Source organism: Nonomuraea diastatica, from assembly GCF_004349015.1.
In the GTDB taxonomy this organism is placed as follows: domain Bacteria; phylum Actinomycetota; class Actinomycetes; order Streptosporangiales; family Streptosporangiaceae; genus Nonomuraea; species Nonomuraea diastatica.
Window position 1 is genome coordinate 1 of record NZ_SMKP01000040.1, and the last position, 24,512, is coordinate 24,512.

Here is a 24,512-nt window from a genome sequence, read left to right on the forward strand (position 1 = left end):
CGACCCGCCCACCGCCGAGCTTCCGGCCGCCGGGCCCGTGCGAGGCCCGATGCCGCCCGACCCCGAGGAGAGGCCGTGAAGCTGCTGCGCCGTAAGGAGGGCCCGTCTCTCGACTCCAGGCTCGCCGCCCTTCTTGAGGCGGCCACGCTGGCCGAGGGGCGGCTGCCCGAGCAGGCGGTGTCCGGCGCACGTTCGGTCGCCGAGCGGGCCGGGGCACGCCGCAACCTGTCGGTCGGCCACACCGTGGCCGCGCTGGCGGGGGCGACCGGCAGCGGCAAGTCGTCGCTCTACAACGCCCTGGCCGGTGCGGAGCTGGCGGCCGTGGGCGTCACCAGGCCGACGACCTCGACCGCGCAGGCGGCTCTGTGGGACGGCGAGGGCGCCGGCCCGCTGCTGGACTGGCTCGACGTCCCGCAGCGCCACTCCTCCACCACCGCCGGCGACCTGTCCGGGCTGATCCTCCTGGACCTTCCCGACCACGACTCCATCCGGCTCTCCCACCGCCTGGAGGTGGATCGCCTGGTGGAGCTCGTCGACCTCCTGGTGTGGGTGGTGGATCCCCAGAAGTACGCCGACGCGGCGCTCCACGAGCGCTACCTGCGCCCGCTGGCCGCGCACCGCGACGTGACGGTGGTGGTGCTCAACCAGGTGGACCGGCTGCCCGCGCAGGCCGTCGACCGCTGCCTGCGCGACCTGCGCCGGCTGCTGGACGACGACGGGATGAAGGGCGTTCCGGTGCTCGCCGTCTCCGCCAGGACCGGGACGGGGCTGCCCCAACTGCGCTCGCTCCTTGAGGACCGGGTCTCGGAACGCGAGTCCTGGTCCGCCCGGCTGGTCGCCGACGTCACGACCGCCGCCGCCCGCCTCGCCACCGCAGGACCACGCCCGGATCGGTCGCCCCGTACGGACGGCACGGCCGCTCGCGCGGACGAGGCTCCGGCGGACGGCGTCGCCGTGGGCGGGGCGAAGCCGACGGCAGGGCTGGGCAGGGCGCTCACCGGAGCGCTGTCCCAGGCGGCGGGGGTGCCGCTGGTCGTCGAGGCCGTGGCCAGAGGGCACCGGCACCGGGCGATCGTCGCCACCGGGTGGCCGGTCACCAGGTGGCTCAGGAGGTTCCGGCCGGATCCTCTCCGGCGGTTGCGCATCGGCGGCATGGCCCTGCCGGGCGTGGCGGCCGGTGGCGTGACCGGCAGAGCGGGCAGGGAACTGGAGGGCACGGAGGCCGGGGGAGCGGCCGGAGCGCCGGGTGGGGAGATCGTCGGCCGTACCTCGGTTCCTGCGGCATCGGCCGTACAGAGGGCTCAGGTTGAGACGGCGATCAGGGACGTCGGTGAGGCGGCCGCGTCCGGGCTGCCGGGCCCGTGGGCGGCGGCGGTGCGGCACGCGGCGCGCTCGCGCTCCCAGGACCTGGCGGACGCGGTGGACAGGACGGTCGCCAGGACGTCCGCCGGCGCGACCAGGCGACCTCGGTGGTGGCGGGTGGTGAACGCCCTGCAGTGGCTGGTGTTCGCGACCATGGTGACCGGCGCGCTGTGGCTGGGCGTGTTGTTCGGGATGGACTACCTGCGCCTGCCGCAGCCACCGCTCCCGACCGCCGGTGTGGTGCCGTGGCCGACGGTGCTGCTGGTGGGAGGCGCGCTGGCGGGCGTGCTGATCGCGCTGTTGTCGAGGCTGGCCGCCTGGGCCGGTGGCAGGCGCAGAGCCCGCCGTACGTCCCGGGCCCTGCGCGCGGCCATCGGCCAGGTCGGCAAGGATCTCGTGCTGGATCCGGTGGAAGCGGAGCTGGACAGGTACGCCCGCTTCACCGACGCGCTCAGGCTGGCCCGGTCCTGAACAAGGGCCCGGTCTGCGGTCAGGCGCGTACTCGTCCACCAGCAGCGACGACGTGGTGAGCGCCGGGTTGAGCACGAGCCCTCCGGCGAACAGCATCACCCAGGACACCGGCAACGCGTCGATCCTGCCGAACTGCCGCTACGTCAATCATCCCGCCGCCACGGAAAGGGCCGGCCGGAGTCCACAGGCGGGTGGACGGTGTATCAGCACGGGCCTGTTCGCCTCTGGGATGCGGTGGAGAAGGCCATCGAGACGTGGCAGGAGGCGGCCGCCCGACCGACCCGGCTTCGGTCTCACGGTGACACCTGAGAGGCAGTGGGTGTGGCTCGGTCGTCCAGACGGGCCGACGTGGAATCTGCCCGCGTTGGTCGCAGCGGCTGGAAGGCCCCGCCGTGCCGGCCCCCGCCGGCACGGCGCATCCTGAGATCAGGACGTGGGGCAGCCGTTCTTCCTGTAGCGCCTCTCGACCACGTCGCCGGGCGTTGGAACAGAGGAGACGTGAAGGCTGGTCACCCCGGGTTCACGTAGGGCACCGCCGGTGACGAGCAAGGAGTCGGGTGCGGAACTCGCTTCGGTGAAGTCCTGGGGATCGTCGCTGTCGGGGTCGTCGATGACGAAGTTCCCGATGCGCACCCCGCGCTCCTTCAACAGGTCCCGTACTTCCGCGACGGTCTTGTTGTGGTAGGGGACGCACTCCATGGGCTCTCCCTTGGCGTCGAACGAGGTGATGCTGGTGTACTTCTCGCCCGGCCGCGCCTTCCTGCCGACTCTGATGTCGACGGTGTCCGTGTAGCCGACGGGGATCTTCACGCCGATGGCGCAGCCGTCCAACTTGTCGCACGGGCCGGGCGGGTAGATGCCCTTGATGTCGGTGATGTACTTGTGGTCCGGCGACGTGGGGAAGACCTGGCCCTCGAAGGCGGCGGTGACCGGCTTCACCTTCAGCGTGACGTCGAGCCCGTGGTCCTTCAGCTGGGTCTCGTAGATCTCGGGATTGGCGTAGAGGTCCTTGATCTGGATGACGTAGTAGCCGTTCTTCTCCTCGATGTCGAGCGCCGAGGCGGAGGAGGTCGGCAGCACCCAGGTCGCCGCCATGACGGCGCCGGTCAGCACAGCGCCCGCGGCGACGGCGAGCCGCCGGTTCGGCCGCCTGCGGGCCTTGGCGGGCGGGGGTTCCGTCGCCATGATCGCGTGCATGAGCTCGCGGGCGCCCTCGCCGGTCTCGGTTACGGGCGGAGCCGCGAATCGGGTGACGACGTGATCCATGTTCTGGTTCATGACTGGCCTTCCGCGAGGGAGACGGCACGCCGGCCGTAGTCGGTGAGGTCGGGATCGAGAACGGCCAGCTCCTTGGCGAGCCGCCTGCGGGCGCGGTGCAGTCGGAGCCGGGCGGCTCCGCGCGAGCAGCCGAGCACCTTTGCGATCTCGGGCCCGCTGAGGCCTTCCCAGGCGACAAGAGAGAGCAGCTCCCGGTCGTCGTCCGGGAGCCGGCCGAACGCCTTGTACGCGGCGTCGTGCTCGGCGATCGGCTCGGTCCAGGTGGCGACCTCGTCGCGGAGCCGGGTGCTCAGCGCCGTCCTGCGTTCCTCGGCGCGGAAGTGGTTGGCGAGCACGCGTCTGGCGACGCCGTACAACCAGAGCCTGGTCCCGTCCCCGCCGGGCACGTCATTCAGGCGGCGCCAGGCCGTGGTGAACGTCTCCGCGATCACATCCGCGATGTCGTCAGGCGAGCCGGCCCGCCGCCTGACGTAGGTGGCGACGGCGGGATAGTGCGCCGTGTAGATCTCCTCGAAACGTTTCTCGGGCTCGGGTGGCCCCATGTGATTTCCTTCCGGTGGGTGAACACATCTGAGGAGATGTCCGGATAAGGAGATGTGTTTCACTCTGTTCCGAGGGAGTCGGAGATTGTGCGGAGCTCCGACAGGAGCGGGTGCAGGAGGGGGTGGGAGTCGGCGCCGCGGCGTGCGGCGGCGAAGACGCGGCGTTCCGGCCCTGGCGTGTGGCGTACGACGACCCCGGGCAGCGCCATGTCGCGTAGCGCCAGCCGGGGCACGAGAGCCACCCCCGCGCCCGCGCCCACCAGGGCGACCACGGCGCGGAAGTCGTCGGAGCAGTGGGCCAGGTCCGGCGTGAAACCCGCCTGCCGGCAGGCGAACGCGATCACGTCGTGCACCGGATTGCCCGGATAGGGGCCGATCCACGTCTCGGAGGCGAGCGACTCCAGGGTGGCCGACCCGGCCAAGGGATGGTCGCGGGGGAGGACCAGGTCGAACGGCTCCGCGTACAGCGGCATGCGCGACAATCGGCGGTCGGAGGCGTCGGGCGCGTCCCGGTATTCCACCGCGATCGCCAGGTCCACCTCCCCGTCGAGGAGCATGGCCAGGCTCTGGTCGCCCTCGGCGTCGAGCACGCGTACGCGCAGGCCGGGGGAGGTGGTGCGCAGGGCGGTGATCGCTGGGGCGAGGACCGCGCTGATCGCGGTGGCGAAGCAGGCCACGGTCGCCTCGCCCGCCTCACCCGTGGTGTACGCGGCCACCTCGGCCTCGGCTCGTTCGAGCTGGGCGAGGACCTCGTTGGCGTGGGCGATCATGATCTTGCCGACCGCGGTCAGGTGCACGCCGCGCCCGTCACGCGTGAGCAGGCGGTGGCCCACCTCGTGTTCCAGGGCGGCGAGCTGCTGGGACACGGCCGAAGGCGTGAGGTGCAGCGCCGCCGCCGCGGCGGTGACCGTGCCGTGGTCGGCCACCGCGCGCAGCGTACGCAGCCGCCGCGTGTCTATCACGCAGCGAGAATACTGCGGCCGGCCACGTCACAGGCCGCGACGTCCACCTCGGTGCCCAGCACCCCCGCCCGGCCCCCGTCGCGCGTCGAGGACGGCGTCCGCGCGGGTGCGGATGCGGCTCAGCCGCGGGCCTGGATGAAGGCCTGGATCGCGCGGTCGACGTCCTCCTCCGAGTGCGCGGCCGACAGCTGGACGCGGATCCTGGCCTGCCCGTGCGGCACGACGGGGTAGGAGAAGCCGATCACGTAGACGCCGAGGTCGAGCAGGCGCTCGGCCAGGGCGCCCGCCTCGGCGGCGTCGCCGATCATCACGGGCACGATCGGGTGGTCGCCGGGCAGGATGGCGAACCCGGCCTCGGTCATCTCGGCGCGGAAACGGAGGGTGTTGGCGCGCAGCCGCTCGCGGGCGTCGTTCGAGGTCTCCAGCAGGTCGAGGATGCGCAGCGACGCGGCGGCGATGACGGGCGCGAGCGAGTTGGAGAACAGGTACGGGCGCGAACGCTGGCGCAGCAGCTCGCAGATCTCCTTGCGGGCCGAGACGTAGCCGCCGCTCGCCCCGCCGAGCGCCTTGCCCAGCGTGCCGGTGATGATGTCGATCCGGTCGGTGACGCCGTGCAGCTCGGGTGTGCCGCGCCCGGTGGGCCCCACGAAGCCGACGGCGTGCGAGTCGTCGACCATCACCATGGCGTCGTACCGTTCGGCCAGGTCGCAGATGTCACGCAACGGCGCGAGATAGCCGTCCATGGAAAACACGCCGTCGGTCACGATCAGCCGCCGCCGCGCCTCCGACGCCTCCTTCAACCTGGCCTCCAGCTCGGCCATGTCGCGGTTGGCGTACCGGAAGCGCTTGGCCTTGGAGAGCCGGATGCCGTCGATGATGCTGGCGTGGTTGAGCGCGTCGGAGATCACCGCGTCCTGGGCGTCGAGCAGCGTCTCGAAGACACCGCCGTTCGCGTCGAAGCAGGAGCTGTAGAGGACGGTGTCCTCCATGCCGAGGAAGTCGGACAGGCGGGATTCGAGCTCCTTGTGCACCTCCTGGGTGCCGCAGATGAAGCGTACGGACGCCATCCCGAACCCCCACCGGTCGAGCGCCTCCTTGGCGGCCTCGACCACCGTGGGGTCGTCGGCCAGGCCCAGGTAGTTGTTGGCGCAGAAGTTCAGCACCTCGCGGCCTGCCACGCTCACCTGGGAGCTCTGCGGGGTGCTGATCACGCGCTCGGGCTTGAGCAGCCCGGCCTCGGTGATCTCGTCGAGCGTCGTACGCAGTTGCTCGCGCACGTTCGTGAACATCAGGCGCTCCTGTCGGTGGTCGTGGCCGCTTCGGCCGGCGTTGCGCTCCAGTCCAGAATGACCTTGCCCGTGCGGCCGCTGGCGGCCGTGTCGAAGGCGGCGTCGAAGTCGTGGTAAGGGAAACGGTCGGTGATCACGGGGGAGAGGTCGAGGCCCTTCTCCAGCAGCACGGACATGTTGTACCAGGTCTCGTACATCTCGCGGCCGTAGACGCCCTTGATCGTGATCATGGAGGTCACGACGGTGGCCCAGTCGACGGCGAACTCCTCGGCGGGCAGCCCGAGCATGGCGATCTTGCCGCCGTGGGTCATGCCGGCGATCATGTCGCGGAGCGCCGCCGGGTTGCCGGACATCTCCAGCCCCACGTCGAAGCCCTCGCGCAGGTGGAGCCGGCGCATGCCCTCGGTGATCGAGGACCTGGAGACGTTGAGCGCGAGCGAGACGCCGAGCTTGCGGGCCAGGTCGAGCCGCTCGTCGCTGACGTCGGTGATCACCACGTTGCGCGCGCCGACGTGGGTGGCCACGGCCGCCGCCATGAGCCCGATCGGGCCCGCGCCGGTGATCAGGACGTCCTCGCCGACCAGGGGGAACGAGAGCGCGGTGTGGACGGCGTTGCCGAACGGGTCGAAGATGGCGGCCACGTCGGGATGGACGGGGATGCGGTGCACCCAGACGTTCGAGGCGGGCAGGGTGACGTACTCGGCGAACGCGCCGTCCCTGTGGACGCCCAGCCCGATCGTGTTGCGGCACAGGTGCCTGCGGCCGGCCATGCAGTTGCGGCACTTGCCGCAGACGAGGTGGCCCTCGCCGCTGACGAGGTCGCCGGCGGTGATGTCCTCGACGTCCGGCGCCACCTCGACCACGTGGCCGGAGAACTCATGACCCACGATCAACGGAGGTTTCAGGGTATGCCGCGCCCAATCATCAAATTTCCGGATATGCAGGTCGGTGCCGCAGATGCCGGTCCGCAGGACCCGGATCTTCACCTCGCCGGATCCCACCTCCGGCTCCGGCACGTCCACCAGCGCGAGGCCGGGTTCGTCCCGCTCCTTGACCAGCGCTTTCATGCGCGTCCCCCTACGTCGGACCATCAGTAACGCACTGTGCCCGTTCCCCTTCGAGCGTGTCCATCGAGGGTTTCTTAAGTGCCCCCACAGCACAGCTTCACGCCGCCGACCGGTTGCAGGCGCCCTGTACTATTTCGACCGCCTTCGGAAGGAACACTCGTGAACGACCTGCGTATCGGCGTCATCGGGCTCGGCCTGCGCACGAGCCTCGCCCTGGCGGCCCACCGCCCCGGCAAGGGCTCGGTGGTGGCCGCCCTGTGCGACGCCGACCCGGCGGTGCTCAAGAGACAGGCCGGCCGCTTCGAAGCGGAGCTGCTGACCGAGCACCACCACGAGCTGCTCGGCAGGGACGACCTCGACGCGGTCGTCGTGATGACGCCGGACGACACGCACGAGCGCATCGCCATCGACAGCCTGGAGGCGGGCAAGGCCGTCTACCTGGAGAAGCCGCTGGCCATCACCGTGGAGGGCGCCGACCGCATCCTGCGCGCCGCCCGGCGCACCGGCACCCGCCTGTACGTCGGCCACAACATGCGCCACATGGGCGTGGTCCGCCTGATGCGCGACATCATCCGCAAGGGCGTCATCGGCGAACCGAAGACCGTCTGGGTGCGCCACTTCGTCTCCTACGGCGGCGACTACTACTTCAAGGACTGGCACGCCGACCGCACTAGGACCACCGGGCTGCTGCTGCAGAAGGCGGCGCACGACCTCGACGTGATCCACTGGCTCGCGGGCGGCTACACCACCAGGGTCAACGCCTTCGGCGACCTGATGCTCTACGGCGACCTGCCGCGCCGCGACCCCGGCACACCACGGCCGGACGGCTGGCTCCAGGACTACACCTGGCCACCGTCGGAGCATCGGGACCTGCACCACGTGGTGGACGTCGAGGACGTCTCCGTCATGAACATGCGCCTCGACAACGGCGTCATCGCCGCCTACCAGCAGTGCCACTTCACGCCCGACTACGTGCGCAACTACACGGTCATCGGCACCGAGGGCCGCCTGGAGAACTTCGGTGACGGTCCTGGCGACACGGTCAGGGTGTGGAACGCGGGGCCCACGGGCTACCGGGGCGACGGCGACATCACGTACAAGGTGCCCGCCGCGCAGGGCACGCACGGGGGCGCGGACGCCGAGATCGTGGCGGAGTTCCTCCGGTTCGCCAGGGACGGCGGCCTGACGGACACCTCGCCGGTGGCGGCGCGGATGAGCGTGGCGGCCGGTTACATGGCGACGATGTCGCTGCGCAACGGCGGCATGCCGTACGACGTGCCGGACCTCGCCCCCGAACTGGCCGAGTACTTCGACCGCGGGCAGGTGGAACCGGAGTAGGCGGGCGGACAGTAGATATATGTGGATATACGCACCCGGATCCGGGATGGAGACAGGGCGGCTTTCGGTGAGCTCTTCGACGAGTGCTCCAAGGCCGTGTACAACCACGCCTTCCGCCTGACCGCCAACTGGTCCACGGCCGAGGACGTGACGGCGCTGACGTTCCTCGAAGCCTGGCGGTTACGCGGGCGCATCGACCCCGACGGCGGCTCCCTGAGGCCGTGGCTCCTGGGCATCGCCACCAACGTGACCCGCAACATGCGCAGGGCCGCCCGCAGGCACGACGACGCCCTGGCCAGGCTGCCCAGAGGCGAGTCGGTGCCCGACTTCGCCGACGAGGTGGCGGGCCGGATCGAGGACGCCGAACGGCTGGCCGCGGTGCGTGCGGCGTACGGCCGGCTGCGCCGCCAGGAGCAGGACGTGTTCGCGTTGTGCGTCTGGGCGGGCCTCGGCTACGCCCAGGCGGCCGAAGCGCTGGGCGTCCCGGTCGGCACGGTGAAGTCGCGGCTGTCGCGGGCCCGCAAGAAACTCGCCGCCGCGGGGGAACCGCCGCCGACGGGCCGACAGGTAGTAGGTGACAGAGGCCCCGACAAGGAGGAGATCCGATGAACTGGCCGGCCGAACGTGATCTTCCCGAGGGCCGTCGCCGACTGCTCAAGGAGTTCGTCATGACCGAGATCGACAAGCCTGCGAAGCGGAGGGTCCCGCGCCTCGCCGTGCTGGCGCCCGTCCTGGGCCTGGCGGCGGCCGCCGCGGTGGCCGTGCCGCTGCTCTTCGGCGGCAGCCCCGCGTACGCGGTGGAAAAGCGTCCTGACGGCCTCATCGACATCACCATCAACGAGGTCAAGAATCCCGAGCAGCTCCAGAAGGACCTGCGCGCCATGGGAGCGAACGTGGTGGTGACCTACATCCCCATGGGTAAGAAGTGCAGCCCTCAGCCGCGCAGCAGCCACTTCCTGAGCAAGGAGGAGGCGCCGCTGGCGGTGTTCCCGCCGCCCGAAGATCGGATGGGGCAGGGCTTCACCATCGACCCGCGAGTGATCGGCGAGGGGCGGACGGGGGTTCTGGAGTTCAGCGTTTCGGAGAAGGACGGCGGGGTCGTCGCGGGGATCTGGGCCCGGGTGGGGCAGGATCCGATCGCCGGGTGCGAGCTGGTGGACACGACGGACGCGCCTCTGATGCACTGATCCCAGGACCTTGGCGCCCGCCACACGAGAAGATCGTGTGGCGGGCGTTGTTGTGCGTTGGCTGGAACGCCAGGGTTGGAATCGCCGTACTAACCGTGCAACACTGTTGCAAAGTTGGTACATGGTCAGTAGAGGAAGACATCAGCACAACGAGATCAATGCGGCCCTCAGGGTGATCCGCAAGTTCGAGTGGTTGACCGTGGTGGAAAGCCACAACGGTCACCGCTGGGGATGGATCGAATGCGCCTGCGGTGACCCTGCGCAGTCAGTCTGGTGCACGCCGCGCAACCCGGGCAACCACGCGAAGCGCATTCTCCGATGGGTCAGCGAGCACGCGGAGTGCGCAAAGAACGAGGAGAGGTCATGATCACGTGGGACTTCCGCGTCACCCTGAATCGCGCAGCCACAGATAAGGAGCTGGACGCCCTGTTCGAGGCCGGTCTCGATGACTGCAGCGTTTCGAGCCTCAAAGATGGCAGGACCTACGTCATGTGCGACCGCGAGGCGGAGACCTTGCTGGACGCGATCGCATCCGTGCTCATCCAGATCAGGACGGTCCCCGGTCTCTGGGCCACCGGCGTCGGCCACGACGACGGGGTGACGCTGGGAGACGCGGCGCGCCGTCACGGAGGCCGCACACAGGCCAGCCTCCGGCAGCTCGCCGCGGGCCAGCGCGGCCCCGGTGGTTTCCCGAAGCCGCTGATCGAGGCTGACCACATCAGCCTCTACTCCTGGGCCGAGATCTCAGAGTGGCTGCGCACCAAGATGGGCGATGACATCGCTCCGGCGAACCGCGACATCGTCATCGCCGACGCGGCGGTCAAACTGGCCTGCCGGGCGCGCGACGCCCATCGGCAGGCCCAGGTGGCTCGCATCTACGAGATCGCCTCGTGATCCGGTGGCGGTCGGCTTCACCCCTCAACTGACCTGCCGGCCGCCCCGGAGCGACGCTCCTTGATCGAAAGCCTCAGCGCTCGGCCTCCGTCGGCTTCTTGTCCAGGTCGGGGAACGGGGCAGGCTCCCGGGCGCCCTGCGTGAGCTGACGCGGCCCCTTCGGGCTCTCGGCCTCCTGGGCGTCGGCCACGGCCTCGGCCGCGGCCTCCGCGGCCTTGGCGGCCTCCTCCTCCGCGGCCGAGCTGTCCGGCATGTCCTCGCGGGTGGCCGTCGACTTCGGCAGGGCCTCCGTGAACGCCTTCGACACCCCCTGCAGCGCCGACGTGACCTCGCTCGGGATCACCCAGAACGTGTTGCCGTCACCCTGAGCGAGCTGCGGCAGCACCTGGAGGTACTGGTAGGCCAGCAGCTTGGGGTCGGGGTCGTTGCGGTGGACGGCCTGGAAGACCTGGTCGATGGCGCGAGACTGGCCCTCGGCCTCCAGGATGGCGGCCGCGCGCTGGCCCTCGGCTCGCAGGACGCGGCTCTGCTTCTCGCCTTCGGCGGTGAGGATCTGCGACTGCCGCTGGCCTTCGGCGTTGAGGATGGCGGCGCGCTTGTCGCGCTCGGCCCTCATCTGCTTCTCCATCGCGTCCTTGATGGTCTTCGGCGGGTCGATGGCCTTGATCTCGACGCGGTTGACGCGCAGCCCCCACTTGCCGGTGGCCTCGTCGAGGACGCCGCGCAGCTGGCTGTTGATGGTGTCGCGGGAGGTCAGGGTCTTCTCCAGGTCCATGGAGCCGACGACGTTACGCAGCGTCGTGACGGTGAGCTGCTCGACGGCCTGGATGTAGTTGGCGATCTCGTACGCCGCCGCGCGCGGGTCGGTGACCTGGAAGTAGAGGACGGTGTCGATCTCGACGACCAGGTTGTCCTCGGTGATGACGGGCTGAGGGCGGAAGGAGACGACCTGCTCCCGAAGGTCGATCATGGGGTAGACGCGGTCGATGTAGGGGATGACGAAGTTGAGGCCGGGCTTGAGAGTGCGGTGGTAACGGCCGAGCCGCTCCACGTTGCGCGCCCGCGCCTGCGGGATGATCCGCACGGCTTTGAGCACGGTGAACACCGCGAAAAGTATGATGAAGATGCCGACCAGCAAGAGCGGATCCATGAGTCACTCCCGGGGATAGACGAGGGCTGTCGCCCCTTCGATCTCGATGATGTCGACGGTCGCCCCTGTGGGGATCACCAGGGTTTCGTCGTATGCGCGTGCGGACCACTCCTCACCCCCGACGCGCACGCGACCGTCACGGCCCGTTACCTCCGAGACCACATAGGCGGGCTTGCCGACGAGTGCTTCCACCCCGAATCGTTGCAGCGCCGGCTGCTTGATATGGCGCATCGCGATGGGCCTGAGCACCAGCAGGCCGGCCGCCGACGAAGCGGCGAAGAACAGCAACTGCAGGGGAACGGGCAAGCCCAGCGCCGCGGTGGCGGCGGTCAGGAGAGCAGCCGCACCAAGGAGCCCGAGCGAGGCCGTGAGCGTGAAAATTTCGGCCACGCCCAGGACGACAGCGAGGATTACCCAGATGATCCATTCATCCATGTCCGGCCCTCCTACTAGAATAACGGGCCTGCACCGGCGGGTGTTCCCCTAGCTCTAAGGTAGTCCTGGATTCACCCTTGCGGCACCCATGGTTTCGCCGTGTCGATCGCTTGGGTCAGGTGTCGTGCTCCCTTTCCGCCATTTTTCCCACGGCAGTTGCCAGAAACCCCACCCGTTGTCCCATTCGAGGGTGCGGTCGGTGCCCGTGATGACGACCGGATCGCCGCGCAGGGTGGTGGTGTAGAACCACTCCGCCTGGTCTGGCCGGGAATTGATGCACCCGTGGCTGACGTTTTCCCGGCCCTGCGCCCAGAGGTTGTCCTTGGCGTGCACGTATTCGCCGGTGTCGGAAATGCGTACGGCATGCTCGATCATCATGTCGTAAAAGCCGGGCTCGCCCTCGTCACGGCCCGGTGAAACCATGCGGACCGGATTGCCTTTGTCCATGGTCAGGTGGATGCCGCTGGTCGTGGTGTATTCGTCAGTGGTGGCCATGCCGGCGCTGATGGCCATGCGCTGCACGATCTGGCCGTCGCGGCGGACGACCATCTGGTGTGTCCTGGTGTCGATCGTACTGGTCTGCGAGCGGCCCACGGTGAAGACGAACGTGGAGTCGACCGTGCCGTGAAGACCGTCGGCCGCGCGGACGCCCGCCAGGTGCGCCGTGACGGTGACCCGCTGCCGGGGCGCCCAGAACTCCCGGGGACGGTAGACCATCCGCGTGTCGCTGGTCCACCGCCACGCGCCCTCCACCGGGTGCTCGGCCGTGACCTCGATCGCGCGCTCGACGGCCGCCCGGTCTTCGACGGGGGTGTCGAAGCCGATGATGATCGGCATGCCCGTGCCGACCGTCTCTCCGGGGAGCGGGGCGGTGGCGGCCACCTTGAACGTGCGCCCGGCCGCGCGGGTGCGGAAGCGGCCGAGCGCCACCGTCGTGGGGCCGCCGGCGACCGTGGCCGTGGCGCTCACCGTGTATTCGGCCGCGGGTTTGAGTGTCCAGTCGGAGCGCCAGACCGTGCGCGATCGGTCGAGCCCGCCGGGCACGGGCTCGCCGCGTTCGTGGACCATGACCTGAGTGAGCGCGCCGCCCCGCACCTTGATCACCAGCCCGCGGTCGGTGCGGGCGCGCTGGGCGTCGAGGGGCGGCCACACGCGCACCACCGGCGGGGCGGGCGAGGTCTCGGCCGGGAACGACGCGCAGCCGCAGACCAGGAGGAAGGCGACAACGGTCACCATGACACGCCGCATGTCACTCCTGCTTTCCGAGGGTTGAGAGGGGTTCCCCAGGGTAGCGGTGTGTCAGCATGCATGCACGCGGAGTGACTTATCGGACGGTTCCGGAAACCTCCCCCAACGTCAGGTCGCCGGCCGTCGCCCGGATCGTCACGGTGTCGCCGTCCTGCAGGAAGGTGCGGGTCTCGCCGCTGGCCAGCTTGATCGGGTCGGCGCCGTTCCACGTCAGCTCGGTGAGCGAACCCCGCTCGCCGCGTTCGGGACCCGAGATCGTGCCGCTGGCGAACAGGTCTCCGGTGCGCAGCGAGGCGCCGTTCACGGTCATGTGCGCGAGCATCTGGTCGGGCGTCCAGTACATCGCCGCGTACGGGGGCCGCGACACGGTCTCGCCGTTGAGCACGATCTCCAGCGTGATGTCGAGCCCCCAGTCGCCCTGCCTGCGCAGGTAGGCGGCAGGCTCGGGGTCCTGGGCTCGGCCGGGGATCCTGGGCAGCGCCTCCAGCGGCGTGACCCACGGGGAGACGGACGTGGCGAACGACTTGCCCAGGAACGGCCCGAGCGGCACGTACTCCCAGGCCTGGATGTCGCGCGCGCTCCAGTCGTTGACCAGCGTCACCCCGAACACGTGCTCCTCGAACGCCCCCGCGGGCGAGCCGTGGCCGGACGGCACGCCCACCACGAACCCCAGCTCGGCCTCGATGTCGAGCTTCCCGCACGGCCCGAACACCCCCGCGCCGAGCTGGCCGTGCGGGCGCCTGACCGGGGTGCCCGACACGACGACGGTGCCCGACCTGCCGTGGTAGCCGACCGGTAGATGCCGCCAGTTGGGCTTCAGCGGCTCGTCGCCGGGGCGGAGGATCTTGCCGAGGTTGCTCGCGTGGTCGATCGAGGCGTAGAAGTCGACGTAGTCGGCGACCTCGAACGGCAGATGCAGACTCACCTGCTCCAGCGGGATCAGGTGCGCCTCCGTCACCGAGACGTCGCCGGTCAGTTTGTTCTGGATCAGGGTCCTGGTGTCGTGCCAGGCGGCGCGGCCCCTGGCCATGAACGGGTTGAGCGTGGGGGCGGCGAACACCTCGTCGTGCAGCGCCGGCGCCAGGTCGAGCACCTTGTCGCCGTACCGTACGCCGACCCTGGGCGCCTGTCCCGGGCAGGAGAAGACCCCGTAGGGCAGGTTGTCGACTCCCCAGCTCACGCGTTCACCTCCACGAGTCCGAGTGCGCGCAGGTCCGCGACGGGCGTGCCGGTGCTGCACGAGCCGTAGCTCACCAGCAGCTCGCGGGCGCGCTTCGCGGTGTCCTCGGTCACGGACCGCGCCAGGCGTACGAGATGGCCGACGTCGGTGGTGCGCAGCGCCGGCCCGGGGTCGCGCCCTTCCACGGTCTCGCAGACCGCCACCAGCAGGTTGAGGAAGCCGTGCCGGTCGACGCCGAGCGAGGGGTCGAAGTGGCGTACCGCGTGGTGCAGCCCGGCCGTGGCCTTGAACGGGATGCCGTGCTCCACGCACGACCTGATGAACGCCGCGAGGTGCTCGACCGGCGGGAAGTCCTCAGGCGACGCGCCGCCGCAGCGTACCTTCAGCCCCACCCCGGCGGGCGGGTCGAAGGCCACCCTGTTCGGCGGGACCTCGACGAAGAGCCGCACCCCCTGCGGCAGGGACAGCCGGGCCGCCACCACGCCGACCGGGGTGTCGGCGGGCGCGCGGATCTCGACGATGTCCACGGGCAGGTCGTCGAAGGCGGGCAGTTCGTCGGTGTCGACGATGAGGCCGATCCGCTGCGGCCGGAACGCCATGCCGCGCAGCCGGTAGAGCCGGCTGGCCGGGCAGAGGAAGCGGTGCGTGAGGACCGGGCAGCCGCCCTCCAGGTCGCGCCGGTGGCGGGACAGGGCCTCGTCCATGTGCAGCGACGTCGGCGGGAACAGGCCCGCGTCGTCGATCAGTGCCGTGTAGATGCTCATCGTGCCCAAGTCCAGGCGTAGCCGGGATCCTCGCAGGCCAGCGCGCCGGGGCCGAGGTCGAGCGGGCGGAACGTGTCGACCATCACGGCCATCTCGCTCGTCGTCGTGACGCCGCGCCCGACCGCCTCGATCACCGCCTCGACCGCGCCGGGCTGTGGCCCGTGCGTGAACCCGGCGGGATGCAGCGAGATCGAGCCGACGTCGATGCCGGACCCCTTGCGCGCGGAGTAGTCGCCGCCCGCGTAGAACATGAACTCGTCGGAGTCGACGTTGTGGTGGTTGTACGGGATCGGGATGGCCTCGGGGTGGTAGTCGAGCGGCCTCGGGCAGAACGAGCACACCACGAACCCCGGCCCCTCGAACGTCTGGTGCACCGGCGGCGGCGCGTGCGTCTTCTTCACGATCGGCTCGAAGTCGTTGATGTTGAACGCGAACGGATAGAGGCAGCCGTCCCAGCCGACCACGTCGAAGGGATGGTTGCGGTAGACCAGCCGGGTCAGCCCGCCGCGCGTGCGCACGAGCACCGGCACCTCCTCGCCCTCCACGACGAGCGGCTCGGCCGGGGCGCGCAGGTCGCGCTCGCAGTAGGGTGCGTGCTCCAGGAACTGCCCGTGTTGCGAAAGATAGCGCTTGGGCGGCCTGACGTGCCCGCCCGCCTCGATGGCCAGCACGCTGACCTGGCCCTCGGGCGCCCAGCGGTGGATGGTGCCGGTCGGGATGACGACGTAGTCGCCCTCGCCTGCCTCGATCACGCCGTACGTGGACTCGAAGCGCACGGTGCCGCGCTGGACGTAGACGCACTCGTCGCCCATGGAGTTGCGGTAGAGCTCGCTCGGCCGGTCGCTGGTGGCGTACGACAACCGGACGTCGCCGTTGCCGGCCAGCAGCATGCGGCCGGCGACGAGGTCGCCCGCGCTGGACAGCTCCTGCGTGCGGAAGTGGCGGGGCGAGAGGGGCAGGTTGGGTTCGAGACGTGCGTCGGCCGTGGGCGTGACCGCCTCCGCCTTGACGACGGCGGTGGGCAGGTGGCGGTGGTAGAGCAGCGAGGAGTCGGACGAGAAGCCCTCCTCGCCCATGAGCTCCTCGGCGTAGAGACCGCCGTCCGGCCGTCTGAACTGCACGTGCCGCTTGCGCGGCACCTCCCCAACGACCCGGTAGTACGGCATCCGCCCCTCCATAATGTCCGTTAATCGGACGGCAGTGTCCTCTATACGCGACAACCGTCCGCCATCGGTCTGGAGATGTCAACCCAGGGCCGCGGCCAGCTCGGCAGCCGCCGCCACCACCCGCGGCCCCGTGGACACCTCCAGCGGCCCGAACGTCACCACCCCCACCGACGCCTCAAGCCAGGACAGCCCGGTGACGGGCGCGGCGACACCCCGCGCACCCTCCTGCAACTGCCCTTCCGTGACGAAATAGTCGTCGCGGCCCTCGCGCAACCCCAGGATCGCCCGCCCCGCCGCACCTTTCGCCAGCGAATGGCGCGAGCCCTCGCGGTAGGCCACGTGCATGTCGGTCCAGGACGGCTCCACCACCGCCACGGCCAGCCCGTCGTCGCCCTCGGCCACGGTCAGGTGCGCGGTCGCGCCCACCTCCTCGGCCAGCCGCCGCAGCGCCGGCATCGCCGCCGCACGCAGCAGCGGCTGCACGGCCTGCGCCAGCACCAGCACCCCGAACCCCAGGTGCACCCGGCCGTCGGCGTCCCTGCGGACGAACCCCTCGTTCATCAGCGTCGTCAGCAGCCGGTAGACCACGGGACGGCTCAGCGACAGCTCGGCGCTCAGCTCGGTCGGCGTGCGGCCGTTCTTGCCGTCGGCGAGCAGGCGCAGCAGGCGCAGCCCGCGCTCCAAGGTCTGGGCGGATTCAGCGGCCATGCGACCGATTATCGAGCCCTCCGAACGGAGTGAGGCCATGAACACGCGAGGGTACGTATCGCGGGGGAAGAGCCTGGGGGTGACGATGCGGCAGAGGTCGCTGCTTCTGATTGCCGTTCTGACCATGTGCGCGCCCGCCCCCGCGGTGTCCACCTCCACTGGGACTCCGTTCACTGGCCGGGGGGCCGGCGCGTCCAGCGGGACCTCGTACGACCAGGCGGGCGAGAGCCTGGTCGAGGACACCTTCCACCTCACCCAGGGCATCGAGGTGCGCCGGCGCCTGCTGCCCACCGCCGAGGGCGTCACGTTCCGTCCCGGCCACCTCGCGGCCGGAATCCGGGTCGACGGGAGCGGCCTGCTGCACGGCACGCCGCGGCGCTCCGGAACCTTCGCCGCCCCCGTCGAGATCTGCTCGGGACGGTCGTGCCGGGAGCAGGAGCTGACCCTCGTGGTGCTCGGCTATGAACCGTGGGAGCCGCGCGAGCTGATCTTCCACGGCGGGGCGGGCGTCCCGCTCGACGGCGAGATCGGCGTCGAGGGCGGCCCGGACGGCGTGCTCCCGACGTTCACGGTGACCGACCAGGCCAGGCTGCCCGCGGGCGTGAGCATCGGGCCCGACGGCCGGGTGGGCGGCGTCCCCGCGGCTCCGGGCGTCTTCGAGGTTCCGGTACGGATCTGTGTGGCGGGCAACTGCGCCGGCGTGGTGGTCCGGATCATCGTCGGCTGAGCCTTGCGGGCACGTGCCTTTTGCGGTCACCTGGTGTCATGAAATCGGTCATTGTGGTCGGAGCGGGCATATGGGGGTCATCGCTGGCGTTGCGGCTGGCCGAAACCGGCTGGCGGGTGACGCTCGTCGAGCAGCACAGGCCGGGGCACGTCCGGCAGTCCAGCGCCGGTGAGACCCGGCTCCTGCGCTGCTCGCACGGTGACGACGCCTGGTACACCAGGCTCGCCTGGCAGGCCAGGGACGGCTGGCGCAGGCTGGAGGAACGGGCCGGCGAGGAGCTGTACCACGAGGCCGGCATGGTCTGGTTCGCGAGGACGACCGACGGGTGGGAGCACAGAAGCGCCCAGGTGCTGAAAAATCTGGACATCCCGTGTGAGTTGCTGGACCCGTCCGACGGCGGCCGGTTCTTCCCCGACCTGCGCGCCGACGACCTCCGCTTCCTGCTCTGGGAGCCGCACGCGGGCGTGCTCAGGGCCCGGCGGGCGACCCAGGTGACCGCCGCCCTGGCCGTGGCGTCCGGGGTCCGGCTGGTCAGGGCACGGGTGGTGCCCGTGGCGGGCGATGCGGCGCCGTACCAGGCCGCCGTCGAGATCGACGGCGAGGTGCGGCACGCCGACCGGGTGGTGTGGGCGTGCGGCGCGTGGTTGCCCGCGCTCTTCGACGTGCCGGTTTCCGTGACGAAGCAGGACACGCTGCACTTCGCGGTGCCGTCCGCGTGGTCCGTCCCCGAGACGCCCGCCTGGGTGGACCACGGGGCCTCCGCCTACGGGCACGGCGACGTGGACGGGGTGGGGATGAAGGCCACCTCCGACGCGGAAGGGGAGCCGTACGAGCCCGAACACGGCTCGCGGGAGGTGGACGCGGCCGGTGTCGAGCGGGCCCGCGCCTACCTGCTGCGCAGGTTTCCCTCGCTGGCGCGGGCTCCGGTGCTGTTCAGCCAGGTGTGCCAGTACGCGCTCACGCCGGACGCCGAGTGGATCGTCAACGAGGTGTCGCCGGGCGTGTGGCTGTTCGGCGGGGACTCGGGGCACGGGTTCAAGCACGGGCCCGCGCTGGCCGGCTATGTGGCGGGCGTGCTCGACGGCGACCACGCGCCCGAGCCGCGCTTCGGGCTGCACGAGCGGACCCCGTCGCGCGGGCTGAGGACCAGCGGCCAAGTCCTGTAGGGCCACCCCTACCTGGCATTCGGGGGATGGCGGGCATGATCGCGGCGGTGTTCGCGGTGGAGACTTCAGAGGTCCCCACGTCCAAACAGGGAGCCCGCGATGAGCATCATCACCCGGCAGTCCACTCCTCGGCCCACCCAGGCGCCGCCCGTCGTGCAGAGCGCCGCCGCGCTCTGGCTGGCTGCGGTGGCGCTGGGCGCGTTCGAGGCCGTTCTGATCGTCTCCGGGATCGTCGGCGAGGGCTCGGCCACGCTCGCCGAGCTGCTGCCCGGCCTCGGTTTCCGGCTCGCCGTGTTCGCCGGGGCGACCTATCTGGCCCTGCGGCTGAGGACAGGGGCCAACTGGGCGCGCTGGGCGCTGGCCGGGACGCTGGGCGTGTTCGGCACGATCTCGCTGCTGATCGAGCCGGTCGAATGGCTGCTGGCAGGCGGCTCGATCGGCCAGGCCGTGGCCGGGACGGACACGATGGGCGTGGTCGGCGCCGCCGCGAGGATCCTGCACCTGGCAGCCGTGATCGGCGCGCTGACCCTGATGTTCCAGCCGCGGGCCAATGCCTATTTCCGGGCCCATTTCCGCGCCTGACTCCGGTCACGGTGAGGCCGGCTCCAGCGGCGCCTTCGGCTCCGGGGCGCGCAGGTTGCGCACCCCGGGAGAGAGCAGCGCCGCCAGCGTCGACAACACGACGATGACCGCGCACCCCAGCAACGCCGCCTGGATGCCGAACAGGCTCGCCGCCGGCCCCGCCAGCAACAGGCCGATCGGGCCGAACATCAGGGACCCGAGCATGTCGTACGAGCTGACCCGCGACAACGACGCGGCCGGGATCTCGCGCTGCATCGTGGTCATCCACAACACACCGAACACGTCGAAACACACGCCGAGCACGAACGCCCCCGCCACGATGCTCCAGAGCGGAGCGTCGAGCCCGAGCAGCGCGGTCGGCAGCGCGGCCGGCAGGCAGAGCAGCACGGCCACCAGGATCGGCCGCTTCGGCCGCAGCCGCAGCGACACCAGCACCCCGGCGATCGTCCCCACGGCCTCGCCCGCCAGGAACGCCGACCATGCCGCGGGACCGCCCAGGCTCTCCTTCGCCAGCAGCGGGCCGAGCACCCCGTGCGCGGCCTGGATGGCCATGACCATCAGCGAGAACTGCGCGACCACCACCCAGATCCACTGCCGCGAGCTGAACTCCCGCCACCCGTCACGCAGGTCGGCCAGCACCGAGTGCCGCTCGCCGCTCGGCCGCTCGCCCGGCTTCATGCGCAGCAGCGCGACCAGCACGCCCGCCACCGTGAACATCGCGCCGCTCACCATCAGCGCCCAGCCGCCGCCGAACAACACCACCGTGCCGCCGCCCAGCACCGCGCCGGCCACGCGGGAGACGTTCATGCCGAGGCCGAGCAGCGCGTTGCCGGTCTGCAGCCGGTCCTCGGGCACGACCTCGGGGATGATGCCGGTCAGCGCGGGAAACGTGACGGCCGTGGCCACGCCGCTCAGCGCCGCCGCCGCGCTCAGCGCGGGCAGCGGGGTCCAGCCGGTGAGCATCATCACGCCCAGCGCGAAGAAGCCCGCCGCCATCAGGAACTCACCGGCCATCAGCACCCGATGCCGCGGCAGCCGGTCCGCGATCACACCGCCGACCAGGGTGAACACGACCATCGGCAGCGACTCGGCGGTGAGCACGACCGACAACGTCGAGGCGGTGGCGCCGGGCAGGTTGAGCACGCCGAACGCCAGGGCCACGGGCGCGAACGCGGTGCCCAGCATGGAGATCGTCCGCGCCGACAGCAGCAGCGCGAACCTGCGGTCACGGAGCAACCCGAGATCGCCTAGGTAACTGTGCACCCGCTGCCCCCCTGCACGATGTCAAACCACGTCATTCTCCAGGGCTGACCCGCTGTTGTCGCGCGAATATTTCTTGTCACGCCGGTGACAAGAGCGCCCCCGGAATGTGCCGGAGACGGGCAAGAATCGTGCCTGCCCGTCCCGTAATTTGCTAGGTCCCTGCAGTCGGCGAGGGGATCGGCCATGCGGTACACGCGGATCGCCCGTGTGCTGCTGCTGCTGAGCCTGGTGGGGGCGGTCCTCGCCGCGCCGCTGGGGCTGGACCTGTTCGGGCGGATGACGGGCGGCGCCGAGGACCCGCGGTCCGGCTCGGCGACCGCCGCTCGCTGGAGCGAGGAGTGGTACGGCGCCCCCGACGTGGTGGTCCTCTACCGGCACCCGTCGGTCAAGGTGCGCGATCCCCGGTACAAGAAGGCGGTGCACGACTCGCTGCGGCGGCTGCCGGCGGCGCACGTGAGCGGGCTGGCCACGTACTGGACGACCGGGTCGAAGACGATGGTGTCCGGCGACGGGCACGCGACGTACGCGCTGGTCACCCTCAGGGACGGCGCCGAGCTGGAACGCTACGCGGCGATCGCGGACCGGCTCAGGAGCGTCGAGAACCTGCGCGCCGGGGTGGGGGGGCCGGTGCCGTTGCTGGCCGAGCGCAACGCGCAGGCCGCCGCCGACCTGGCCTGCGCCGCGGCCGTCGCCGCGCCGGTGCTGCTCGCGCTGCTCGGCCTGGTGTCAGGGAGCCTGGTGGCCGCCGCGGTGCCGGTGTTCGCGGGGCTGATCGCCGTCGCGGCAACGGTGGTGCTGCTGCGGCTGCTCACCGAGGTGGGGGAGATCTCCATCACCTCGCTGTACGCCGCCGCCGTGCTCGGGTTCGCGCTGGCCGCCGGGTACGCGGTGTTCGTGGTCAAGGCGTTCATGGACGCGCTCGGCGACGAGCAGGCCGGGGACACACCCGGCGACGAGGCGTCCTGCGAACGGGCTCTGGGCGCGGCCGGACGTACCGTGGCCCTGTCCGGGACGGCGGTGGCCGTGGCCCTGCTGGGGCTGCTGCTGTTCCCGCGGGCGTCCCTGAGCGCGTTCGGGCCCGTGGCGGCGGCCGTGGCGCTCGTCGCCACCGGTGTCGCGCTGGTCGTGCCCGCCGCCCTGCTCGGGATGCTCGGCCGGGGCGTGGCCGCGCTGCGGATCGTCCCTGGGCTCTGGTGGCGGCCACGCGCGGTCCTGCCGCACCTGGCCGCGACGGCCGCCGTGCTGGCGGCGCTGGCGGTGCCGTACGCGCAGGCCGAGCTCGGCGGCGTGGACCGTCGTGCGCTGCCCGCCGGCGCGGAGAGCCGCAGGGTCGCCGAGATCGTCGAGCAAGGTCTCCCCGGGAACCCGCTCGGGGCGCTCGACGTGCACGTCCTCGTCGAGCGTTCCTTCGCGGGCAAGCCCAGGAAACCCGGGCCGCTCGGGCAGGGCCACACGCCGATCAGCGCCGTCACGCGGGTGACCGCCTCCGACGTACGGTCCTTCGCCGGCCGTCTCGAACGGCTGCCGCACGTCACGGGGGTCTCCGTGGCCGGGCTCTCCCAAAAGCACGGCGCGGTCCGCCTGTCCGTCCGCCACTCTCTCGACCCCATGTCCGCCGCAGCCGGGGAACTGGTCGCCTCGATCAGGTCGGTGGATCCGGGGCCGAAGGTGCGCGAGGTGGTGGCCGGCGGTCCCGCGGCCGCGCGTACGGACCTGCTCGACGCCTACACGGGGTCGCTGCCGTGGGCGGCGCTGGTGGTCTGCGCGCTGTCGTGCGCCCTCCTGGCCCTCACCCGTCTCCGCCGCCCCTTCTCCGCACCCCTGACGCGCCCTTCCGCAGCGCCTGCCGGTTCCTCCGCGTCCCCGGCCCGCACTTCCGGAGCGCCCGCACGCTCCTTCACGCCCCCGGCTCGCCCTTCCGCGTTCCCGGCCGTCGCGCCTGCGCCGGCCGCCGGAGGGAGGGGCGGGCAGGACGAGCGGGCGGACGCGGCGGTGGATCGTCCGGTCGTACGTCTCGGGAGCGGCGCCGGGGTGCTGCCGGTGACCGTGAACGGGCGGCCGGCGGTCTTCGGGGCGGACACCGATCCCGTGCCGCTCGCCCAGGAGGACCGCTTGCTCTCCGAGCGGCCCGAGCGACCCGAGTGGGTCAGGGTGACGGCCGGGCGCACGAGGGTGGTCCGGGCCACCCGAGGCGGATGGACGTGGGCCGAGGTGGAGGAGTGACCCAGGTGAACATGACGGGAACGCCTACTTCGCGTCGGGATAGCCGTGAAGTAAGAGCATGGATTTCATTGAACGTTGTTGATCGTCCGGATATTGTGCGAATGCCCACGATCACCCCCTGGAAGTAAGGTGCCATGCGACTGCGGCAGCTCTTCGTCATCGGACTGGCCCTCTCACTCCTGGGCATCGGCGTTCCCGCGTGGTCGGAGGACGACCCGAGGAGCTGCAACGACCTCCTCTCCGAGGACACCCCCGCGTACGTCGTCTGCCGGTGGATGGCCACCCCGGAAGAGGCCGCCGACATCGCGAAGTTCTGGCTCGACAACGACGGCGAGCACATGGTCGAGGCCGGCCCGATGGACCCGATCACGATCGACTGCACCCAGCCGGGCAACGAGTGCCCGACCGACTCCGAGGGCGACGGCGAGATGCACGACGTCGGCTCGCCGGACGTCCCGGGAGCCGAGGACGGCGGCACGCCCGAGTGCCAGAACGGCGAGCAGTGCTACGTCGACGGCAGCGGCATCACCCCCGAGCAGAAGGCCGCCGCCAAGCAGACCCCGGCGGGCCAGGCCGCGCAGACCGTCTCCCAGACGAACACGCGGGTCTGGATAGACACCGAGCTCGCCGACGACTACAAGGCCGGCAAGCTCGCCGAGGCCGCCAAGAAGGTCGCCGCGCTGGCCGCCGCGCAGCCGGGGGTCGTGGGTGTCAGGTTCACCTCGAAGCTCGGCGCCGACGACCAGGCGTTCGCCAGTGCCGACGAGCTGGACATGTTCGTCACCGAGGCCACGACCACGCTGCGCGGGCTGCTCCCGGGCAAGAAGCTGGCCGCGCACACGGTGGTGCCGCTCTTCGGCTGCGGCTCGAACGACGCCTGCAAGGCCGAGATGACCAAGAAGTATCCGCTGCTCGACCCGGAGCGCATCGGCGGCTGGCTCGCCAGGGGCCTCATCGACCAGCTCGCCCTGGACAGCGGCCACCTGGCCACGGAGTACGCCACCTGGAAGATCGACGCCGCCGAGGCCCAGCGTAACCAGTGGATCCAGGTCCGGGCCCGCGCCTGGGACGCCTACGCTCAGATCGCCGCCGAGGACGCCTCCTTCGCCGCCGCCGGCAGCGCCCAGCTGAACGAGGAGCAGGCCGCCCAGGCCATCACCGACCGCATCGCCGCTCCGCTGCAGGACGACGCCGCCGAGACGGTCACCCTCTGGAGCCGCTGGCAGAACGACCAGGGCCAGGTCAACCGCGTGTACGGCGAGAAGTGGGCCGCCACCACCACCTGGGAGCAGCTCAAGAAGCTCGGCACGGTCCGGGCCCGCCTGGCCACCGTCTACGACCCGGCCAACCCTGAGGTGGACATGGCCACGGACCTGAAGAACCTGTCCGAGGTCTTCGGCCAGATCTACCTGCACGCCGCCTGATCGTCCGACCGGTAAGCCGGGCATCGCCTCCCAGAGGCGGTGCCCGGCTTCCTGTCATGGGTGGACCTCCCGGATGTCCAGGGGCC

General features: G+C 71.0%; 23 protein-coding genes. 10 read left to right on the forward strand and 13 right to left on the reverse strand.

Features of this window, described 5'->3' with window-relative positions; genetic code table 11:
• Positions 1-75 precede the first annotated feature (75 nt).
• On the forward strand, positions 76-1,833 hold the full coding sequence (locus E1294_RS57195) for a YfjP family GTPase (protein ID WP_132509341.1): 1,758 nt from the start codon (positions 76-78) through the stop codon (positions 1,831-1,833).
• Positions 1,834-2,259: 426 nt separating this feature from the next.
• On the opposite strand, the gene E1294_RS16175 is transcribed toward E1294_RS57195, so the two are convergent.
• From E1294_RS16175 to tdh, 5 genes are all read right to left on the reverse strand, one after another.
• Positions 2,260-3,111: a hypothetical protein gene (locus tag E1294_RS16175; protein WP_132509342.1), complete on the reverse strand. Its 852-nt coding sequence runs from the start codon at positions 3,109-3,111 to the stop codon at positions 2,260-2,262.
• Complete coding sequence (locus E1294_RS16180) at positions 3,108-3,653, reverse strand: RNA polymerase sigma factor (RefSeq protein ID WP_132509343.1); 546 nt, start codon at positions 3,651-3,653, stop codon at positions 3,108-3,110. Before E1294_RS16180 ends, E1294_RS16175 begins: the two co-directional genes overlap by 4 nt.
• Before the next feature lie 59 nt (positions 3,654-3,712).
• Positions 3,713-4,615: a LysR family transcriptional regulator gene (locus E1294_RS16185; protein WP_132509344.1), complete on the reverse strand. Its 903-nt coding sequence runs from the start codon at positions 4,613-4,615 to the stop codon at positions 3,713-3,715.
• A gap of 119 nt (positions 4,616-4,734) precedes the next feature.
• Positions 4,735-5,904, reverse strand: coding sequence for a glycine C-acetyltransferase (locus E1294_RS16190; protein WP_132509345.1), 1,170 nt, complete (start codon positions 5,902-5,904; stop codon positions 4,735-4,737).
• A complete protein-coding gene (gene tdh / locus E1294_RS16195; protein ID WP_132509346.1) occupies positions 5,904-6,971 on the reverse strand; it encodes an L-threonine 3-dehydrogenase in 1,068 nt (355 codons plus the stop codon). The genes E1294_RS16190 and tdh overlap by 1 nt, the downstream gene beginning before the upstream one ends.
• A 159-nt stretch (positions 6,972-7,130) precedes the next feature.
• Here tdh and E1294_RS16200 point away from each other — a divergent pair, with 159 nt between their 5' ends.
• From E1294_RS16200 to E1294_RS16215, 4 genes are all read left to right on the forward strand, one after another.
• Positions 7,131-8,309, forward strand: coding sequence for a Gfo/Idh/MocA family protein (locus tag E1294_RS16200; RefSeq protein WP_132509347.1), 1,179 nt, complete (start codon positions 7,131-7,133; stop codon positions 8,307-8,309).
• 21 nt (positions 8,310-8,330) lie between these two features.
• Positions 8,331-8,918: an RNA polymerase sigma factor gene (locus E1294_RS16205; protein WP_220447774.1), complete on the forward strand. Its 588-nt coding sequence runs from the start codon at positions 8,331-8,333 to the stop codon at positions 8,916-8,918.
• On the forward strand, positions 8,915-9,496 hold the full coding sequence (locus tag E1294_RS16210; protein ID WP_132509349.1) for a hypothetical protein: 582 nt from the start codon (positions 8,915-8,917) through the stop codon (positions 9,494-9,496). The genes E1294_RS16205 and E1294_RS16210 overlap by 4 nt, the downstream gene beginning before the upstream one ends.
• Before the next feature lie 363 nt (positions 9,497-9,859).
• Positions 9,860-10,390, forward strand: a complete 531-nt coding sequence (locus E1294_RS16215) for a hypothetical protein (RefSeq protein ID WP_132509350.1) — start codon at positions 9,860-9,862, stop codon at positions 10,388-10,390.
• Between the two features lie 73 nt (positions 10,391-10,463).
• Here E1294_RS16215 and E1294_RS16220 read toward each other — a convergent pair whose 3' ends face one another.
• The 7 genes from E1294_RS16220 to E1294_RS16250 all read right to left on the reverse strand — a co-directional run bounded on the left by E1294_RS16220 (position 10,464) and on the right by E1294_RS16250 (position 17,041).
• On the reverse strand, positions 10,464-11,540 hold the full coding sequence (locus tag E1294_RS16220) for an SPFH domain-containing protein (RefSeq protein WP_132509351.1): 1,077 nt from the start codon (positions 11,538-11,540) through the stop codon (positions 10,464-10,466).
• Positions 11,541-11,543: 3 nt separating this feature from the next.
• Complete coding sequence (locus E1294_RS16225) at positions 11,544-11,975, reverse strand: NfeD family protein (protein ID WP_132509352.1); 432 nt, start codon at positions 11,973-11,975, stop codon at positions 11,544-11,546.
• A 54-nt stretch (positions 11,976-12,029) separates the two neighbouring features.
• Entirely contained in the window at positions 12,030-13,223 is a 1,194-nt protein-coding gene (locus tag E1294_RS16230) for a L,D-transpeptidase (RefSeq protein WP_132509353.1), read from the reverse strand.
• A gap of 76 nt (positions 13,224-13,299) precedes the next feature.
• Positions 13,300-14,403, reverse strand: a complete 1,104-nt coding sequence (fahA, locus tag E1294_RS16235) for a fumarylacetoacetase (protein WP_132509354.1) — start codon at positions 14,401-14,403, stop codon at positions 13,300-13,302.
• Positions 14,400-15,167 carry a hypothetical protein gene (locus tag E1294_RS16240; RefSeq protein WP_165977318.1) on the reverse strand — a complete coding sequence of 256 codons (768 nt, stop codon included), beginning with the start codon at positions 15,165-15,167 and terminating at the stop codon, positions 14,400-14,402. The genes fahA and E1294_RS16240 overlap by 4 nt, the downstream gene beginning before the upstream one ends.
• A complete protein-coding gene (locus E1294_RS16245; RefSeq protein WP_132509356.1) occupies positions 15,164-16,333 on the reverse strand; it encodes a homogentisate 1,2-dioxygenase in 1,170 nt (389 codons plus the stop codon). The genes E1294_RS16240 and E1294_RS16245 overlap by 4 nt, the downstream gene beginning before the upstream one ends.
• 78 nt (positions 16,334-16,411) lie before the next feature.
• Complete coding sequence (locus tag E1294_RS16250; RefSeq protein WP_132509357.1) at positions 16,412-17,041, reverse strand: helix-turn-helix domain-containing protein; 630 nt, start codon at positions 17,039-17,041, stop codon at positions 16,412-16,414.
• Between the two features lie 37 nt (positions 17,042-17,078).
• Between E1294_RS16250 and E1294_RS16255 the strand changes: the two genes are divergently transcribed.
• The 3 genes from E1294_RS16255 (at position 17,079) to E1294_RS16265 (ending at position 19,516) form a co-directional block, all read left to right on the forward strand.
• Positions 17,079-17,768: a hypothetical protein gene (locus E1294_RS16255; RefSeq protein ID WP_132509358.1), complete on the forward strand. Its 690-nt coding sequence runs from the start codon at positions 17,079-17,081 to the stop codon at positions 17,766-17,768.
• Between the two features lie 38 nt (positions 17,769-17,806).
• Positions 17,807-18,934, forward strand: coding sequence for an NAD(P)/FAD-dependent oxidoreductase (locus E1294_RS16260; RefSeq protein ID WP_132509359.1), 1,128 nt, complete (start codon positions 17,807-17,809; stop codon positions 18,932-18,934).
• A 99-nt stretch (positions 18,935-19,033) separates the two neighbouring features.
• Positions 19,034-19,516 carry a hypothetical protein gene (locus E1294_RS16265; RefSeq protein WP_132509360.1) on the forward strand — a complete coding sequence of 161 codons (483 nt, stop codon included), beginning with the start codon at positions 19,034-19,036 and terminating at the stop codon, positions 19,514-19,516.
• Between the two features lie 6 nt (positions 19,517-19,522).
• Here E1294_RS16265 and E1294_RS16270 read toward each other — a convergent pair whose 3' ends face one another.
• The gene (locus E1294_RS16270) at positions 19,523-20,779 is read right to left on the reverse strand and encodes an MFS transporter (RefSeq protein WP_132509361.1); all 1,257 of its coding nucleotides are present in this window, start codon (positions 20,777-20,779) and stop codon (positions 19,523-19,525) included.
• Between the two features lie 183 nt (positions 20,780-20,962).
• On the opposite strand from E1294_RS16270, the gene E1294_RS16275 reads away from it, so the two are divergent.
• Positions 20,963-23,002 carry an MMPL family transporter gene (locus E1294_RS16275; protein WP_132509362.1) on the forward strand — a complete coding sequence of 680 codons (2,040 nt, stop codon included), beginning with the start codon at positions 20,963-20,965 and terminating at the stop codon, positions 23,000-23,002.
• 134 nt (positions 23,003-23,136) lie between these two features.
• Complete coding sequence (locus E1294_RS16280) at positions 23,137-24,426, forward strand: hypothetical protein (RefSeq protein ID WP_132509363.1); 1,290 nt, start codon at positions 23,137-23,139, stop codon at positions 24,424-24,426.
• Positions 24,427-24,512: the final 86 nt, after the last annotated feature.